16 protein-coding genes are annotated in these 17,761 nt (G+C 39.7%); 4 read left to right on the forward strand and 12 right to left on the reverse strand.

From position 1 onward, the window contains the following. Window positions 1-21: 21 nt before the first annotated feature. Window positions 22-213 carry a cold shock domain-containing protein gene (locus ABJD64_RS11195; RefSeq protein ID WP_263049967.1) on the reverse strand — a complete coding sequence of 64 codons (192 nt, stop codon included), beginning with the start codon at window positions 211-213 and terminating at the stop codon, window positions 22-24. A 125-nt stretch (window positions 214-338) separates the two neighbouring features. Here ABJD64_RS11195 and ABJD64_RS11200 point away from each other — a divergent pair, with 125 nt between their 5' ends. Next, complete coding sequence (locus ABJD64_RS11200) at window positions 339-923, forward strand: hypothetical protein (protein WP_348178741.1); 585 nt, start codon at window positions 339-341, stop codon at window positions 921-923. A gap of 113 nt (window positions 924-1,036) precedes the next feature. Here ABJD64_RS11200 and ABJD64_RS11205 read toward each other — a convergent pair whose 3' ends face one another. Further along, entirely contained in the window at window positions 1,037-1,831 is a 795-nt protein-coding gene (locus tag ABJD64_RS11205; protein WP_348178743.1) for an alpha/beta hydrolase, read from the reverse strand. A 242-nt stretch (window positions 1,832-2,073) separates the two neighbouring features. Here ABJD64_RS11205 and ABJD64_RS11210 point away from each other — a divergent pair, with 242 nt between their 5' ends. Continuing rightward, on the forward strand, window positions 2,074-3,726 hold the full coding sequence (locus ABJD64_RS11210; RefSeq protein WP_348178745.1) for a M1 family metallopeptidase: 1,653 nt from the start codon (window positions 2,074-2,076) through the stop codon (window positions 3,724-3,726). Here ABJD64_RS11210 and ABJD64_RS11215 read toward each other — a convergent pair. Next, a complete protein-coding gene (locus ABJD64_RS11215) occupies window positions 3,723-4,169 on the reverse strand; it encodes a nuclear transport factor 2 family protein (protein WP_348178747.1) in 447 nt (148 codons plus the stop codon). The genes ABJD64_RS11210 and ABJD64_RS11215 overlap by 4 nt on opposite strands. A 109-nt stretch (window positions 4,170-4,278) precedes the next feature. On the opposite strand from ABJD64_RS11215, the gene ABJD64_RS11220 reads away from it, so the two are divergent. Both ABJD64_RS11220 and ABJD64_RS11225 read left to right on the forward strand, forming a co-directional pair. Continuing rightward, window positions 4,279-6,684, forward strand: a complete 2,406-nt coding sequence (locus tag ABJD64_RS11220; protein WP_348178749.1) for an ABC transporter permease — start codon at window positions 4,279-4,281, stop codon at window positions 6,682-6,684. 176 nt (window positions 6,685-6,860) lie between these two features. Beyond that, window positions 6,861-7,364, forward strand: a complete 504-nt coding sequence (locus ABJD64_RS11225; RefSeq protein WP_348178751.1) for a CBS domain-containing protein — start codon at window positions 6,861-6,863, stop codon at window positions 7,362-7,364. A 35-nt stretch (window positions 7,365-7,399) separates the two neighbouring features. Here ABJD64_RS11225 and ABJD64_RS11230 read toward each other — a convergent pair whose 3' ends face one another. From ABJD64_RS11230 to ABJD64_RS11270, 9 genes are all read right to left on the reverse strand, one after another. Then, a complete protein-coding gene (locus tag ABJD64_RS11230; protein WP_348178753.1) occupies window positions 7,400-8,308 on the reverse strand; it encodes a DUF4340 domain-containing protein in 909 nt (302 codons plus the stop codon). A gap of 11 nt (window positions 8,309-8,319) precedes the next feature. Beyond that, window positions 8,320-9,831, reverse strand: coding sequence for a Gldg family protein (locus ABJD64_RS11235; protein ID WP_348178755.1), 1,512 nt, complete (start codon window positions 9,829-9,831; stop codon window positions 8,320-8,322). A gap of 41 nt (window positions 9,832-9,872) precedes the next feature. After that, entirely contained in the window at window positions 9,873-10,601 is a 729-nt protein-coding gene (locus ABJD64_RS11240; protein ID WP_348178757.1) for an ABC transporter permease, read from the reverse strand. 11 nt (window positions 10,602-10,612) lie between these two features. Further along, the gene (locus ABJD64_RS11245) at window positions 10,613-11,536 is read right to left on the reverse strand and encodes an ATP-binding cassette domain-containing protein (RefSeq protein WP_348178759.1); all 924 of its coding nucleotides are present in this window, start codon (window positions 11,534-11,536) and stop codon (window positions 10,613-10,615) included. 137 nt (window positions 11,537-11,673) lie between these two features. Further along, a complete protein-coding gene (locus tag ABJD64_RS11250) occupies window positions 11,674-12,417 on the reverse strand; it encodes an acyl-ACP thioesterase domain-containing protein (protein WP_348178761.1) in 744 nt (247 codons plus the stop codon). A gap of 91 nt (window positions 12,418-12,508) precedes the next feature. Next, a complete protein-coding gene (locus ABJD64_RS11255; RefSeq protein WP_348178763.1) occupies window positions 12,509-12,880 on the reverse strand; it encodes a hypothetical protein in 372 nt (123 codons plus the stop codon). Window positions 12,881-13,042: 162 nt separating this feature from the next. Then, window positions 13,043-14,053: a hypothetical protein gene (locus ABJD64_RS11260; RefSeq protein ID WP_348178765.1), complete on the reverse strand. Its 1,011-nt coding sequence runs from the start codon at window positions 14,051-14,053 to the stop codon at window positions 13,043-13,045. A gap of 27 nt (window positions 14,054-14,080) precedes the next feature. Continuing rightward, window positions 14,081-14,998, reverse strand: coding sequence for a FecR family protein (locus ABJD64_RS11265; RefSeq protein WP_348178767.1), 918 nt, complete (start codon window positions 14,996-14,998; stop codon window positions 14,081-14,083). 113 nt (window positions 14,999-15,111) lie between these two features. Then, window positions 15,112-17,760, reverse strand: coding sequence for a TonB-dependent receptor (locus ABJD64_RS11270; protein ID WP_348178769.1), 2,649 nt, complete (start codon window positions 17,758-17,760; stop codon window positions 15,112-15,114). Between the last annotated feature and the right edge of the window lies 1 nt (window position 17,761).

The raw sequence follows: 17,761 nt of genomic DNA on the forward strand, positions 1-17,761 counted from the left end.
TTAATAAAAATTAGATATTATTTAGGCTTGTTTTACGTCTACCGCATTCAAACCTTTTTTACCTTCTTTTAAATCAAACGTCACCGCATCTCCTTCTTTCACCTGATCCACCAGACCAGAAATGTGAACGAAATACTCTTTTGAATCTTCATCGTCTACAACAAACCCATATCCCTTAGACTCGTTGAAGAACTTAATTTTACCTTGTTTCATTGTACTATATTAGAATAAATTATACTGTAAAGTATGTAGGTTAAATGATTAATACAAAAAAATATAATAAGAATGACAAAAAAAATTTATCTACATTTCCGGTAACTTAAACAGCGATTACAACCATGAAAACTCTAAATTTATTTACCCTACTTCTCATATATTCATCTTATTCGCAGGCCCAGGTCACATCCCAGGAAGAGCAAATTGCTGCTGCCTTACAGGCTGGGCCCGAAGAACAAAGAGCTAATGCCTCGGTGCTTGGATATGATGAAAATGGTCAGCTTATTGAATTAAGAAAAGGTACAAACCAACTCATCTGCCTTGCTGACGACCCTGCGAAATCTGGTTTTAATGCGGCCTGCTATCACACTAGCCTTGCTGATTTTATGGCGAGAGGCAGATCTCTGAGGGCGGAAGGTAAATCCAGGAGTGAAACTTCTGAAATTCGTGAAGCTGAAGCCAAATCAGGAATTTTAAAGATGCCTGAGAAGCCTGCAACTTTGCATGTACTTTATGGTAAGGAGGCTAAATATAACAGTGAAACTGGATTGGTCGAGAATGCCAACTTGCGATATGTAGTATATACACCATGGGCTACTCAGGAATCTAGCGGATTGCCACTAAAACCTATGGTTCCGGGAGGTCCCTGGCTTATGTTTCCAGGTACACATGCTGCTCATATTATGATTACACCTCCGTCGAAATAAGATATACCTTGTTGGGACTGGCATTCGGGTAAGTTTCTGCCTGAGGTTTAAGATGTTCACCCTTTTCTTTTGAACTCTGTCCAAAAAAAGCATTCCTCAGCAAGGCGCTACAATTAATGAACGCCGTTCAAGAAGACCTCGATTGCCTCAATGACTTGTCGGGGTTCTTCAATGGTGGATGAATGCCCCGCACGCTTGATTACAGCCAAATGTGCCTGTGGAATCTTTAGTTTGATATTTTTAGCTTTCTCAAGAGTGGTAGCTACATCTTCTTCACCAGCAATTACCAATGTGGGTACCGTAATATTATCTAATTCTTTACTTACCGCATTGCGGTTTATCACCCCTGAAACAGCTTTGGTAATTGTCTTATCGTTTTTCAAAATTTCTCCTCTCCAGGTATCCACTTCATCCTGTCTATTGGAATCATTCAAAAATGTTTGACCAAACATAATAGGCATCACTCTGTTGACTACAGCCTTAACTCCGAATAAACTAACTATGGCCTTCAATATGTTGTACTTCAACTTATTGGGTTCCAGCTCAGCCGAAGTTTCAATAAGAATTAAGGACTTTAAAAATTCTCGATGACGAGCTGCCAATCGCATAGCAACAAACCCTCCCATAGATAAACCAACCATATGGCATGGTCCCAGATTCAACTCCTTAATAAGACCTTTTGCATCTTCAGTAAGCATATCCATATCATAACCAAATTCTGTCACCTCGCTTCTACCCTGTCCACGATGATCATAAATTACACAGCGATATCTGGCCTTGAAGTAATCTACCTGAGCCTTAAACATCTTACCACTCATGAGTAGACCATGACTAAATAAGATAGTCTCTGGACCCATTCCATGAATTTCGTAATAAATTTCGGCACCGTTGATATTGATGGCTGGCATAAGAGGTTATTAGATTTTAGAAAATGAAAATTAGCTGCAAGACTCGGGCATTGAAGATTAAATTCAAATCTTCAACCAAAGTTATTAAAATTTATTGTTGACCTATTCGTAAATGTTGAAACCAATTATCCTTTCATTCCTCCTTTCAAATTGAGAAAGGACAAATTCAAACTATTGACGAATTCGTTAAGCATCCTCCATATATTTCTAACTAATTTTGATTCCCAAATAACAGATACTTTATGAAACGAGTGGCTATCATACTGTTCACAACACTTTCTTCATTCATTATACTTCAATCTGCAAAGGATATCAGGCATGAAACGAAGTACACCAGACTAGATAGCCTAAGAGGTTCGATCACTCCAGAGCGAGTCTGGTGGGATTTAACATATTACCATCTAAGTGTTAGTGTAGATCCCAGCACAAAAACATTAGTAGGAAGCAACCGAGTAGACTACAAAGTTCTATCTGAAAATCAAATTATTCAAATCGATCTACAAGCCCCCTTACAACTCCATAGTGCCAGTCAAAATGGAGAAAATTTAGAGATTACTAAGGAAGGTCCAGCACATTTCATCAAACTGAAGAAGAAACAAGAAATTGGAGCAGTAAATAGCCTATTGCTTAACTATAGCGGACAGCCTGTAGAAGCAGAAAATGCTCCCTGGGACGGCGGCATCACTTGGACAAAAGATAAAAATGGCAAAGACTTCATTGCGTCCTCCTGCCAGGGTGACGGAGCCAGCTTGTGGTGGCCGTGTAAAGACCACATGTACGATGAGGTTGATAGTATGCTCATGAGCATTACGGTACCTGAGCACTTGATGAATGTTTCCAACGGTAGGTATAGAGGTACAGATGAAAACGACGATGGAACCAAGACCTTTCATTGGTTTGTCAACAATCCAATCAATAACTACGGTGTGAATATCAACATAGGCGATTATGTCCATTTCAAGGAATCCTATACGGGAGAAAAAGGCTCCTTAAGCATGGACTATTATGTACTGAGAGATAATCTAAAAAGGGCAAGGAAGCAATTCAAAGATGCTCCCCGAACAATGGAAGCTTTGGAACACTGGTTTGGCCCCTACCCCTTTTATGAAGATGGTTATAAACTGGTGGAAGTCCCTTATCTCGGCATGGAGCATCAAAGCTCTGTTACCTATGGCAATGGATATCAAAATGGCTATAGAGGAACGGATTTATCTGGTACAGGGTGGGGACTCAAGTGGGATTACATTATCATCCATGAAACGGGGCACGAATGGTTTGCCAATAACATTACCTATAAGGATATGGCGGACATGTGGCTTCATGAAAGTTTTACTACCTATTCCGAGGGATTGTTTACGGAGTATTTTTATGGCAAGGATGCCGGAGCAGAATACATTAGAGGATTAAGAACAGGAATTGACAATACCGAGAATATTATAGCAGACTATGACGTAAACGCTCACGGCTCGGGAGACATGTATCCTAAGGGTGCCAATTTACTTCACACGATAAGACAGGTCGTTAATGATGACGAAAAATGGCGAGGAGTTCTTCGTGGATTGAACCAAACCTTTTATCATCAAACAGTGACGACCAAACAGATTGAAGAATATATCAGTGAAAAAACCGGACGTAATTTTCAATATGTATTTGATCAATACTTGAGAGATAACAGCCTACCAGTTCTTGAATATATTATCCAGGAAGACAAAGTTCAATATCGTTGGTCTGGTGTCGTAGAAGGCTTTGATCTTCCATTAAAGGTATTTTTAAATGAGGCTGAGATCTGGATAGAACCAACCACCAATTGGCAAAGCACATCGGCTAAAAACCCAACATCATTTAAGATTGATTCAAACTTTTATGTTTCGATATTAAACGTAATGGGCAGCTAGGGCTTCAATCTATCCCAAATCATCCCTCCTTTTAATTTTAACTTTTGAAAGGTGCCCATTTCGGACAACTGGGCAAGCATCTTTTCCTTGATTTTATCTACAGCCTTCATTGGTCTAATCATCACTTTGAATTCTGAGATTTTCCCCTCGTTGTTCCAGGTGATAATATCAACACCATCAATGAGGATATTGTCTATCATAGCATTGAATTCAAGCATGGCATTATTGTCGTGAACAATTTCTTTAATGTATTTGAATCCATCAGCTTCGCTAAACATTTGATATGCTGCCGTCAGGTACATGATAGTCAGTCTCTTCCCTTCCTGTGGAGTGAAAACAATCGGTGAGAAAAACACACATTCCTCATCGATCAAATGTTCGAGTTTTTTCTTATCGAACTCGACGACCAAATCATGCCATCGAGATAGAGGTGAATTATTCATTGGACTAAGGTAAATGGTTTTTGGGTCACTAAAAATCACCATTCATGTAAAACTAATAACAGCCGGTAAACATCCTCGTATTAGCTGTTAATCAAAAAACTCAACACTCATGCTAAGCGACTATATAAAAGTTACACTCAGAAGTCTTGCAAAAAACAAACTCATCTCATCTATAAATATTCTCGGACTGGCCATTAGCCTTTCCGCGTTCATTTTCATTACGCTGTACATAAAAAAGGAATTGAGCTATGATGCCGGCCATCCGAATTCTGATCGCATGTACAGGATTGCCGAAATCATAAAAAGCGATAATTTCACAGAGAACTCTTCCAGTTGCCCTCCTAACACGGGAAAGTTCTTACTTAAAGAATTTCCTGACGATATCGAATACATGGTTAGGTTCTTTGATTTTCAGAATCCGATTGTGACGATTCAACTTGAAAATCAGGAGTTGTACAATGAAAAGTATGTGTACTTCACCGACTCCTCTGTCTTTGACATGATGGACTTCGAATTGCTACAAGGCAATAAAGAAACCGTTCTTTCTGGTCCCTGGATGACTGTAATCTCGGAAGAGTTGGCCAAAAAATACTGGGGTGATGAAAATCCGATTGGAAAGAAGATTACAAGAGTTGGTTTTCAAACGGATTTTGAGATCACTGGTGTGTATAGGCAAAATTCTGTTTCGCACATCAAAACCAAAATGCTCCACTCTTTTGCCACTGTAGATCCCTTTCCTTTTTTACAACGCAACTGGGTTTGGAATCCAGCCTGGACGTATGTAACACTTAAAGAAAATGTAACGCCCGCAATGTTCGAGGCCAAGCTGCCGGGCTTTGTTGAAAAATATTATGACCCAAGATCGAAGGAAGGAACTTCTCATTATTTGATTCCGATAGAAGATGTGCACCTCAAGTCTCATTTGGAATTTGAAATGGCCCCCAATAGCGATATCAAATACGTATACATATTTGCTTCATGCGCTGTGTTTCTTCTTATCATCGCAATGGTGAATTTTGTGAATTTATCTACCTCCTATTCTCTCCTCAGAGGAAAAGAAATAGGCGTAAGAAAAGTGACAGGTGCTACCAAAAGTCAATTGATCATCCAGTTCCTGGCTGAATCAATCATAATCGCATTTATTGCATATTTCATTGCTTTGGGAATATCATTTGCCTCCATTTCGTACCTGGAGCCTACTTTAGAGATCGGTATTGGTGAACTATTCAACGTGCAAATGATCGCGGCCATGACAGGTATAGTATTCCTCATTGGTTTTTTATCAGGCGTTTACCCCGCATTCTTTATCTCTTCTTTTGATCCATTGGTTGTTTTCAAAGGAAAAATGATTTCACAAGGCAGCGGCAAGGTGTTGAGGAAAGTTCTGGTAATTGCTCAATTCACCATAGCGATTGTGCTTATCATTTTTACGTACGTCACGTACAACCAACTTGCCTTGCTCAACAACAAAAATTATGGTTTTGACGCTGATAAGATCATGGTACTTGATGTTGCCAACACAAGACTGGGTCAAACCTATGATGCTTTCCGTACCCAGCTAATGAGTAATTCTGCAGTAGAAAATGTAACAGTCATGAGTGATATACTTGCTGTCAACAACAATAATCATGAATTCAATCATGAAGGAATGACGGCTGGCGAATGGAACTACTACCCTGCACTAATAGTGGACGAGGAATTTGTTTCCTCTTTGGGGATGAAAATCATAGCGGGCAGAGATTATTCTGTCCAGTACGCAAGAGAAGACTCTCTTTCCATCATTGTCAACAAGACGATGGCCAAGACGCTCGGGTACTCTAATCCCGAAGATGCTATAGGTCAACGAATGGTTACCCGAAATGGCAATGAGAAGATTGTAGGAGTAGTTGAGGATTTCAATTATAAGTCCTTGCATTCGCCAATTGGGCCATTCGCTTTGGATGTGAGAAGAAACAGACAGAGAAACAACGGCAACTTTTTTACACGTCACGTGGCCATACGTCTCAATAATACGGATCAGGCAACTTTGGCCCACTTAGAAGAAGTCTGGAAAAAGAATGTTAACAATGTTCCATTTACTTATAAAATGTTGGACAGTGAATTAAAGAAACTGTATCAGGAAGAAAACAATATGGGGTCGATTCTTGGGACGTTTGCCGTGCTTACGGTGATCATTGCCTGTCTTGGTTTGTTCGCACTGGCCTCCTTTATTGCTCAGCAAAAAATGAAAGAAATTGGCATACGTAAAGTGCTTGGCGCAACGTTCTTCAAACTTTTCTATGTAGGCTACAAAGAACAGTTCATTTTGATCGTGGTCGCCTTTGCATCTGCCATTCCAATCAGTTACTATTTCGTAGAAGGTTGGCTGGACGACTTTGCTTACCGAATCAACATTGGTTATATGCCTTATATCACTGCCGGCTTTTTGGCCCTTTTAATATCTTCATTAACAGTATTGAGTAATTTCTATAAGGTAATCGTATCAAATCCTTCTGAGGTATTGAGAGACGAATAAGCAATTGAGTAGTGAATAGTTAAAATCAAAGTAACCACTTGGCATGCCCAAGTGGTTACGCATAATCTTGGTGATGGCGAAGTTCATTTGATCATTTACAAATCTCCCTAATGATCCGATGGCTTCGCTTTTTCAGTTTAAGTCGGTAGAGAAATGTGTTGCTATTCACTTCAAAAATGAGTATATTATCTATCTACCAAATTATACTAGCCATGGTCAAGAATTACAAAGGAGCTCAAATCGAAAAGGAGGATGTGCTCGAAATTCAACCGGTTTCTGTTGGTGACTACATGTCAACCAGATTGATCACATTTCATCCGGATCAGTCCATCATGGATGTGGTGGATCAATTACTAAAACATCGAATATCTGGTGCACCTGTTGTTAACGATCAGAAAGAACTCTGTGGGGTTATTTCTGAAGGTGATTGCCTAAAGGAGGTTGTCAAAGGGAAGTATCACAATCTTCCAGTCATGGATGGTAAGGTCAAAGATCACATGGCCAAAAACGTGGTAACCATTCTTCCAGGCATGAATATTTTTGAGGCAGCCAACATGTTTTTGGAAAAGAAAATAAGGAGGTTTCCTGTTTTGGATGAAGCTGGCAGGTTAGTAGGTCAGATCAGCCAAAAAGACATCATGCGTGCGGTTAAAAATATAAAAAGCGAGAACTGGCATTAGGCCAATTCTCGCTTTTTATTTTTTACTTCAAAATTTCACAATAGCTCTGACATACCAATAAACACCTTGTCTAGAACAGCTTCATCCCTAAAATAGCCTGATTCATTTACTGATGAATGAAACACCCAGTCGCCTTCATGTTGATAGCCATCAAACAGAATGGTTTGACCATCATTCAAATCTATGACCGCAGACATAACGGGTACGATCAATTGCCTCTCATCATCCATGAATTCTTTTCCTGAAACATAACTTAGACCTCCTAAATACTTGGCTACAGCCGTTGAATCGGTTGGTTGACCATTAGCCTGCCAAACATCCCCTGTTCTTTCCAATCGGAAAGAAGAATCTGAAGGGTAGTTAAAAGTAACCGAAGCTACAGAGTCTTTCTTAATACGAGCCATCACCTGATCTCTATATGCCGAAGGGTCTGAGGAAACTGAGAATCCCATAAAATCTTTAGCTACGTAGACTTCCTTGTCCTCATACAATCTCACAAAAGTATGATAAGCCCTTTGCCCTTCCATACCAAATCTGCCAATGACCAAATCTAATGTATTGTCTCTGCCTTCATATACTTTCACTCTTGTACCTGCAGAATCTACCTGGTAGTCTTTCCATTTCGCTTCTGATTTAGTAGCCATCCTGGAAGGTTTGATACTCAATAAGGCATAAAGAGCATTATCAACCGCACTATTGCTTGCCACTACTTTTTTTCCATTTGGTAGAGAGAGCTCCCATTCTTCCTGTATTTTTTCCAATTGTACGTTCTTGTCTCCAGGTGCTTCAACAAGGATTTTAGATACTTTTGCGGTATCAATAGTGATTAGTTCAGTCCTCAGTGATTTGCTTTTCTTTCTGCTTCCATTGAAGTCTATTACAAAATAGATCACGAAAAGCGCCGCAAGAACGCCGATTAATTTAATATTAGATAGTTTTTTCATTTCTCAGCTGATTAATAATTTCCTTCCATCCATCGTTGTTTCTTGCTCATGTATTGCTGTCTGCGAATGAAAGCGTAGACAAATACTAATACAATCGGGATGACAACATTCCCATACTTGAGCATCTCTCTTGTACCATCTTCTATAGAGTCCAGTGGACGGTTAGTTATCCCTTTCGTCCGCAAATCTATCAGTCCGGTATCGTCCGACAACCAATCAATGGAATTGGAAGCGAAGTTAACGTTATCCTCACTGATCTGCTGAGGGGGGGTGCCATTAATAATGAATTGTCCGTTAGCAATCACAATAAGTTTCGAAGGCTGATTACCGGACCACGTACCTTCCAATGCCATTGCCAATGTTTGTACACCTTCACGGAAATCATTCTGGCTCCATTTCTTTTGAATGTCTATACCAGAAGGAGTTGGAGCCAATCCAGACATTTCGGAAGTCAACATAAGAGGAGTATAGGACACGGTTGTGTCATTTCCGACGTAGTTCACTGCACTTACAAACGGCAGCATGAGCGTTTCCAACCCATTGGTGGTTGGGTGCTCGGAAAAATTGTTTACCATAGGGAAATATGGAAATTTAACCTGCGAACGATAGGTAAACACACCATTGTTTTGCTGGACCTGTACAGATCCACTTTGAGCATCGATCACAAATTGACTACCCATCGATACATTCTTACCTCTGAGCCAAGGTTCTAGCCCAATATCATTTCCTTTGCTCAGCCGGCCGCTTTGCAAATCTCCGTTCATATTTGAATAAGCGACAAACACAGCTCCACCCTTGCTCATAAAATCATCTATTTTAGAAAATTCCTGAGCAGATATGGTATCGCTTGGGTTGATGATGGCCAAAGTTCTTACGTAAGAAGGTACCTCGGTCTTCTCCTTCAGGTCGATGGTTTCAATATCATAAAGTACCGACAACTGCTGAGCGAGCTGAGCCACTTCCTGAATGGAAGGTTCTCCATGCCCCTGAAGCAACGCTACCTTGGGCTTATCAGTCACAGACAGTTTCTTAATTGACGTGGTTAACCCATATTCCATATCGACACCTGGCTGAACCACGGGAATTGTCTCTTTCTGATCTCCCATCATGAGCACGGCTCCCATATAGGCTTTTAGCTGTTGAACCTGATCCTTTTCAGATACATTAATTATGATGGGCTGAATGCCGCTTTGCTGGGCTTCTGCTTCAAGTTCTTCACTTTCGTTTGGACTGATAAATTCGTAGACAATGTTGCCTCCACTTCTATTTTCATACTCCAACAACAGATCCTCAAAGTCCTGTCGATTACTTATAAGCTGTGTAGGCAAGTCTTCTGAGAAATAGGCTTTGACAGTTATTACATCATCGAGGCTCGTTAGAATGTCGTTAGACGCCTTACTCAGTGTATATCGTTGGTCTTCTGTATAATCCAGGCGGAAGTACAGTTTAGAAGAAATCATGTTTACCACTACCAATATGAGCGCAAACACCATCAATCTGATTATTACAGTATTTTTCTTCATGTTATTAGTTCTTTAAACTTTGTGTAATGCTTTCTTAAGGTTTATGATTGCCAGTTTCTTTTGGATAACATGGCTTGTGCAAAAGTGAGTCCTACACCAATTACCGAGAAGAAATAGATCAAATCCCGGCTGTCGATTACTCCCCTTGAGAGTGAATCAAAGTGGGTCCGCATGCTCAGATAGTTGAGCACATTACCAATTCCTCCCCGCAGGCTAAAGCCCAACATATCGAAGAGCAGCTGAAAAAAGATGCCAATTAGCAAGGCGATCAAAAAAGCAACAATCTGATTGTTCGTAATTGAACTGGCGAAAAGCCCGAGACTAATATAACCGGCTGACAATAATACTAAGCCTAAGTAACCTCCAATCATAGCGCCATGATCAACTGATCCTAACTGGCTCACTGTGACATAGTATGGGATAGTACAAGCAAGTGCAATAACAACCAACAGCAAGCACGCCATAAACTTACCCGCTACGATTTCCCAATCTGAAATTGCTTTGGTGTTTAACAATTCAATAGTTCCTGACCTGGTCTCTTCAGCCAACATTTTCATGGTGAGCGCCGGTATGAAAAAAAACAGCGTCCAGAATCCTATTTGAAAAAATACTTGCAGATTGGCCTGTCCTATAAGGAAAATATTACTACTGGGTGTAACCCAAGTAAAAAAACCTGTGAAGCCCAAAAACATGATAATGATTACATAAGCAATCAATGAGTCAAAGAAAGAGGCTAATTCTCTTCTGGTGATAATCCAAATTTTGTTCATCTCTTATCCTTTTAGTTCGTTAAATCTCTGAATACATCTTCCAACTGGGTTTCAATACCCGACAACTCCATGAGGTACCATTTCTTACCTACGCATAAATCAAAAATAGCCTTTCTTGATTCCTTTTCCGGCTTGCTTTGCACCGTAAAGAATCCAGTCTTGCCGTCAACCGGTGTTACTGTTTCGACGGTTGCTAGTGACAACAACTCTTTATTAACCTCCGAATTATCTGCCTCGATTTGTACAGTCAATAACTCCTGCCCTTGCGATTGCTTACGAAGTGTCTCTGAAGAGCCGTCGGCCACAATTCTACCTCTATTGATGATCAGTATGCGATCACAGGTGGCCTCAACCTCCGATAAGATGTGGGAACTCAGAATAACAGTTTTTTCCTTACCCAGTTTTTTGATCAACTTTCTTATTTCAATGATCTGATTAGGATCAAGTCCGGTAGTGGGCTCATCGAGGATCAATACTTCCGGATCATGAATCATGGCTTGCGCCAATCCCACCCTCTGCCTATACCCTTTAGACAGTTCGTTGATTTTCTTGTGCTTTTCCAGATCAAGTCCACACATTTCGATCATTTCAGCAATTCGTGAAGAGATTTTTGATTTTTCTACTCCCTGAATTTCTGCTACAAAACGCAAATACTCTACAATTGGCATATCCGTATAGAGTGGATTGTTCTCAGGCAAATAGCCAATCTTTTTCTTTACTTCTTCAGGATGAGCCAGGATGGATTTATGATCCAATCTCACATCACCTGAACTTGGAGACATAAAACAAGTAATCATCTTCATAGTAGTACTCTTTCCTGCGCCATTGGGGCCAAGAAATCCTACCACTTCACCCGTTTTAACTTCAAACGAGATATTGTTGACCGCTTTTTGTTCTCCGTACTTCTTGGTCAGATTTTCTATTACTATCGACATGTACTAAAACAGATTAAATTCAATAATTTCATATTTATACTGAGTCCGCAATAATAGAAATCGGATGCTAATTTTTCAAGCAGATGAAAATGGATGATGTTAAATTTTGTTAAGGTTTGGTTAATTCAGCAGTTGATCTACTCGAACCAGCTTTTAGCAACAATATGCGAAACTCCGGATTGCTTATGATCCAATGTATGAAACCAGCAATTCTCCGCTTCATCCAGATATGATTTAGATTCAAATTCGTCACCATATTTCCCCTCATGCTTAAATGTGATGTCTATCTTTTTGAGTCGGTGGTTTTCAAGGTAATCTCCGCTAAGGCTGTCCAATATCCATTGGTAGTATTTGATATTATTCACATGATCATTAATATCTATATCAAACCAGGAAACTTTAATATTTCTAGATTGTGTCGTGAGGTTACTATCGTAATTTATCTTACCTGAGATTGGATAAACATTATTTCTATCCACTACAAATTTAGCCTCTTTGATATACTCAGGAATAGCTATTAGTTTTCTTGTACTTATATCCATGACCAACCAGTTTGAAGTCGCCTCTACGAGTAATTCCTCATGGTCACCCCAGACTCTAAAGTCCCTTTTGGTAAAATATTTATCCATCGCTGCAGGCCAGGTCTCAACTCTTATTTCTTCTCTATGATTTGGCAGCCGATGGATTTCAGTACGCATTCGGTTCATTACCCAGGTGATATTGTTTTCCATTAGATCAATGGTTGAAAACCCCAAGGCAATGGCGTTTGACCAGGCAGCCTCCTGCATATGGTCCAACAAGTTGGGTAACTTGATGGTTTTATGCTTTGTACAGTCTTTGGATGAGACCTGAAAAGTATGGTAGTAGATTGATTGGTCCATCTGCTAAATTTAATCAATGCTTCCAAAAACTGGGCATAAAAAAACCACGCTGATAAAAGCGTGGTTTTCTTGAGTGTAAGCTCGATGCTTATTATTTTCCTTCTTTGTCTTCCTTTTTAGGAGCGGCTTTTTTTGCTGCTGGTTTTTTAGCTGCTGCCTTCTTTGCTACTGGCTTGTCTTCTTTGGCTTCAGCATCTTTTTTAGGTGCAGCCTTTTTCTTTGGAGCGGCCTTTTTTACTGGCTCTTCCACTACTGCAGCTTCAGGAGCAGGTGCCTCAGTTTTTACTTCTTCTTTTGCAGCTTTAGTCGCTTTGGCGGCACCAGATTTGAACCCTGCTTTCAGCTCTTCTATATCTACTTGCTTGATTACAGGAGTAGCACTCAATCTCTGAATACGAGCTACTTTACCTTTTGCAACCACTTTATTTCTTCTTCCTTTTCTTTTTAATCTTGTTACAGCCATTGTTATGCTATTAAATTTCGAGGTGCAAATCTAGAACAACACTTCATTAATTCAAAGCTGAGTTCTAGGTTATTTTGTAATGATGAAATAAAAAAAGGGTGCACCAATGTGCACCCCTAATCTATCTATTAAAACCTAATATATTCTCTTTATTTCCTGCTTTCAACCAGTAGTTTCACCATCTTCCTCGCAGTCCGTACAATCCTCCCACTCATCTTCCCATTCTTTACCCAAGTCGATGTCGTACGACTCACCATTTTCGGTAATTGTTACAATATTATCGCATGCACCATCTCCATAGTTGATACTAAACTCTCCGTTTTCGTCGCCCTCCTTATATTTATAGTTTTCGGTACCTGATACATATGCGAAAATCCAATCATTTTCAGAATTACCTTCACATTTGTATGAATAGAACAAAGGTGCACCTACGTTGCCGCTAAATGAATCTCCATTAGCCGCAGTATATGTGTAGTCTTCCTCGGAGACTGTAAACCCATTTTCATCATAGGATTGCTTACCACTAGCTACGACAGCATAAGTCTCTTCTACTTCGTCCTCTTTATATTTGTACTCAAGGTTCTCGCTATATTCATATGTACCTGAATATGACCAATCTGTAGAATCTTCCTCATTTCCAGACTCTTCCCAGGTTCCGGAAAATGTCTCTTTTCCATTTTGGCTGAAATATTGGTCCCCAAAATTGAAGTATTCAATAGTTCCTGAAAATTTATTTCCATCCTCCACAAAAGTTTCTACAAGTTTACCCTTCATTAGGTAGCCGTCATCCTCACAGCCATCTTCGCCATAGTCCAGTGTCCATGTATAGCTTCCATCAGTATTCTCTACAAAGGTCTCTGTTGCACATGTTGACCATTCTACTTCACCATCAATGATTGTGGAATCTCCAGTAGTTCGTGCCGTTGTCAGTTTTCTGGCTCCACTTTTTGTTCTCCCTGCAGATAGCCCTGCCTGACTGTTGAGAACTGACGATGAACCGAATCCCAGCCTTTCCAACGCCTGAGAGTTGGACATGGCTCTTAGTGCATTTTTAACGGACTCAGCCTTTTTTCCAGAAGTTTGACTTCCTGGTGCAACTGTATCATCCTGACAGGAGGTCATGGCCGTGAGCATCGCTGCAAATATTCCTAAAATCAAAAACAACTTTTTCATGATATCTATTATTTGGTTAAAAAAGGATTAATTATTTATTGTTAATATTTTCTTATCTTCATCAATTTGAAATCTAAGTCCCATTGGCTTGCAAATAGTTATTAGTGCCTGGGTCATATCTTCATTGCGAAAAGTACCTGTGTAAAATCTCGGCTCTACATTATCATAGTTTATTTCTACATCAAACTGTCTTTCGAATTCATCCCAAACCTTCTCTAAAGGCTGATTTCTAAAATTGAAGGTGCCATCCACCCACTCTTTGCCACTCTTTGGATCGAATGAACTCGGCAACAACGAATCACTTTTCTCGTCTTTTTCAATTTTCAATCCCGGAGTAAGTTCAATCGCTTCGATTTCCTCAATTCCTTTCACCGCCACCTTACCTGTGATGCACTCAACCACGAAATTCGTTCCTACAGCTTTGACATTAAAACTTGTGCCTAACACTGCTACATCTCCATGAACAGTCTCAACAACAAACCTGGACCCTTTCTTTACTTCGAAATAGGCTATTCCAGCCAAAGTCACGGTTCGGTTTTTATTTTTCCATTGGTCTCTGGAGTAGCTTAGCTCTGAACTAGCATTTAGTACTACTTTGGAGCTATCAGGTAGCCATATGGTTTTAATTTGAGCTACCGGGACATTTATCACCTCCATTTGATTAAAATGAAGCAGCCAGGTACATATCAGAATTAGTGCTGAAATAGAAGCAGCTGCGAGCCAAATAAGTTTTTCAGATTTAGCTGGTGTGTTGATATTCGATTTTTGAATGCGCTCTGCTACATTTGAAAAATCGATATCACGTCTGGAACCAACCTTCCAATTCGAACTTGCTTCAAGAATTCTCTTATACTGAATAATATCATCGATACTGCCTGAGTCATCGGCAGATGCCTGATGAGACAGTTTATTGATTAATTCGATATCTTCTTTTCGTAGTGTCAAGATTTCTTTTTTCGAAATACACTAACAACTACTCACCAAAGAAGAATTACCCTACCTGATGAGGTAAATAAATATTAAAATAAATCGTAAATAGTTGATTTAAAGAAGGTTATCTAAAAAGAAAAGTTAATAAAAATACTCGGAGTAAATCCAAGCAGTTCAACGTTTTGCGTAACAGAAGACGAGCCTTCGGAGGAATCATCCACATTTGAAATTGGGTACTCTCTAATTGTCTTAATGTTTCTCCTGTTATAAACATTGAGCAAATTGAGCCCGTACCGAAATTCTCCAATCTTAAGTTTTTGAAGATAGGATACACCTATGTCCATTTTATGATATGACGGAATTCTTTTTGTATTGGGATTATCTATGTTGACCGCAAAATCGAAATATGAAGAGTCCGCCGCGGCATCAGATTGACTATTAACACTATAAGGCCTGCCCGATCCATAAATCCACGTCATTGAAAACTCCCAATTTCCTTTTTTTAATAGATTGACCCATTTGATTTCGTGCCGCTCGTCAAAATCACTTGAGTACCAATCATTGTTATTGATTTCTGCAAACTTGTTAAGATTATTAGAAAGTGTATATGCCACCCATCCGGTGTAAGGTCCGGTACTCTTTTTGATCATAAAGTCAATTCCGTAAGTTTTTCCTTTTCCGGTCGAGAACAATTCAACATCATCTACACCAGAAGTTGACGTTCCAAAAATGTAATTGGTTAAGCCTTCAGTTCTTTTATAAAAACCTTCTACGTCCAGCTCAAAAAGATGGTGGTTCAAATTAAATCCAAAGACGTAATGATAAGATTTGAGCAATGGTATCTCATCGACCCCGCCCATGAGCCAGAAATTTCCGCCGTTGAGTGTGGGGTCCTGGCTGGCTATGTTGACGATAAACTGATAGTACTTACCCATGGAGGCCTTTAAAGAAAATGTCGGAAACAACTTATAACCCATCGACAACCTTGGTTCAAAATACAAATCAGAGGATAGCGAATAGTTGGTAGCTCTGAACCCACCAGTAAGTGATAATTTCGAATTGGGGAGGTAGGCATACTGTCCATAAATGCCTTTAACATTACCACTCTCATCGATATCCAAATCTGTATCCTCTAATGAGGAATCGTAAAAATTCTGATACCTTACCTGGCTAAAAACAGAAAACAGCCCGCCATCAATGATGTGATGATCATTGATTTTATATTCAAAATCTAATCCAAGACTATACTCATTGATAAGGTTCTCATTGCGAAAGGGAAATGAAGATTCTGAGCTGAACTCGGTTCCAAGAGAGTCGTAATAAAATTCATATTCCTGAAGATAGTCCTGATCTCTAAAGAAGGTTGAACCTGAAAAAAGTGCCCTACTATAGAAATGGTCATGCCACTGCCTACTGTACGAGACCGAACCTCCTTTATTCCCCCAGTTCGTGTGTTCGCGAGTATCAATTTTTTCTGACAGAAAAAAACCCGCATCTTCTGCTTCATAGAAAAATGAATTGCTTTGTTTTAGATTATCCTTTCCTTGATAATAACTCACCCTGACAACATCTCGATCGCTCACCTGGTGGGTTACTTTGGCATTGAGATCATAGAAATAAAAATCTGACTTTACCGGCTCATTGGAAATGTTTTCGCTCTGGATGAGCGTACCCTTCAAATCATTTGACTGCAAGTGATTAAATAGCTTCTCATAAAGGCTACTTTGAATAATATCTGTATATGCTCTCCTGGCCGCGAACAAAACTGAAGTTTTTTTTGACACCGGGACTTCAATCGTCGCATTGGCACTGATTAAATTCACGCCCAGGTTACCTGACAACTTATGTGTATTACCGGCTTTGCCCGTAATATCCATCACTCCGGATACCCGAGTACCCCAGCGAGCCCCGTACCCGCTTTTATACAACTGCACATCTTTTATCACATTAGAATTGAAGGCGCTATAGATACCAAAAAAGTGATCCTGATGATAAACTGTAAACCCATCAAACAGGACAAGATTTTGCTCTGGTGACCCTCCTCTTATAATCAATCCAGAAGAAGTTTCATTGGTAGCACTCACTCCAGGCAATAGCTGAACAGATCTGAAAACATCAGGTTCTCCAAAATTTGTAATACTGTTAAATTCCTTGAGATCCAGAGAAATGTGAGATGGATCAGAATTGACACTTATCACCTTATATCCAAGTTCACTTATCATAACGTCTTTCAAAACTTCAGGCGAAGCACTCATCTCAATATTTAACTTATTTTGATCTGCATAATCTTTCATATTTAGCCGCTCGAGATTGTATCCCAGGTATTGCACTAGGATGGCTGATGTATCGTAAGGAACATTTACGAAACTGAACTTACCGTCATTATTGGTAATGGTATATTTACCCGACCCAGGTAGTGAAACTGTCGCATTGGGTAACGGTTCACCGGTTTCATTGTCCAACACAATTCCAGTGACTGCCATGTTCCTTTTCACTTCTTCGAAGTCCGGGATAATTAGTACTACGCTGTCCTGAACTTCGTATCGATATTCATGGTTGTCTAATAAATGCTCAAGAGCATTAGATAAATCAAGCGAATCATTAGGCCATAAGGCTCTGCCATTTTGGAGGGCTGAATGGTCAAAGGCAAACTTAATGTTGTGCTTTTTTGAAAGGAATTCTATCGCTTCAACAAGGCTGACACTATCAGTCTGGCTCTGTGCAAATACACCCGTCCCAATGAGCAGAGAAAAAATAATAAGTAGATGGAATTTCAAA

The sequence above is a fragment of the Reichenbachiella sp. genome, from assembly GCF_039944555.1.
Lineage (GTDB): Bacteria > Bacteroidota > Bacteroidia > Cytophagales > Cyclobacteriaceae > Reichenbachiella.

Excerpts from the sequence above, each read along its gene's own strand:
- ABJD64_RS11195 (WP_263049967.1), bottom strand. The coding sequence starts at position 213 with ATGAAACAAGGTAAAATTAAGTTCTTCAACGAGTCTAAGGGATATGGG.
- ABJD64_RS11200 (WP_348178741.1), top strand. The coding sequence starts at position 339 with ATGAAAACTCTAAATTTATTTACCCTACTTCTCATATATTCATCTTAT.
- ABJD64_RS11205 (WP_348178743.1), bottom strand. The coding sequence starts at position 1,831 with ATGCCAGCCATCAATATCAACGGTGCCGAAATTTATTACGAAATTCAT.
- ABJD64_RS11210 (WP_348178745.1), top strand. The coding sequence starts at position 2,074 with ATGAAACGAGTGGCTATCATACTGTTCACAACACTTTCTTCATTCATT.
- ABJD64_RS11215 (WP_348178747.1), bottom strand. The coding sequence starts at position 4,169 with ATGAATAATTCACCTCTATCTCGATGGCATGATTTGGTCGTCGAGTTC.
- ABJD64_RS11220 (WP_348178749.1), top strand. The coding sequence starts at position 4,279 with ATGCTAAGCGACTATATAAAAGTTACACTCAGAAGTCTTGCAAAAAAC.
- ABJD64_RS11225 (WP_348178751.1), top strand. The coding sequence starts at position 6,861 with ATGAGTATATTATCTATCTACCAAATTATACTAGCCATGGTCAAGAAT.
- ABJD64_RS11230 (WP_348178753.1), bottom strand. The coding sequence starts at position 8,308 with ATGAAAAAACTATCTAATATTAAATTAATCGGCGTTCTTGCGGCGCTT.
- ABJD64_RS11235 (WP_348178755.1), bottom strand. The coding sequence starts at position 9,831 with ATGAAGAAAAATACTGTAATAATCAGATTGATGGTGTTTGCGCTCATA.
- ABJD64_RS11240 (WP_348178757.1), bottom strand. The coding sequence starts at position 10,601 with ATGAACAAAATTTGGATTATCACCAGAAGAGAATTAGCCTCTTTCTTT.
- ABJD64_RS11245 (WP_348178759.1), bottom strand. The coding sequence starts at position 11,536 with ATGTCGATAGTAATAGAAAATCTGACCAAGAAGTACGGAGAACAAAAA.
- ABJD64_RS11250 (WP_348178761.1), bottom strand. The coding sequence starts at position 12,417 with ATGGACCAATCAATCTACTACCATACTTTTCAGGTCTCATCCAAAGAC.
- ABJD64_RS11255 (WP_348178763.1), bottom strand. The coding sequence starts at position 12,880 with ATGGCTGTAACAAGATTAAAAAGAAAAGGAAGAAGAAATAAAGTGGTT.
- ABJD64_RS11260 (WP_348178765.1), bottom strand. The coding sequence starts at position 14,053 with ATGAAAAAGTTGTTTTTGATTTTAGGAATATTTGCAGCGATGCTCACG.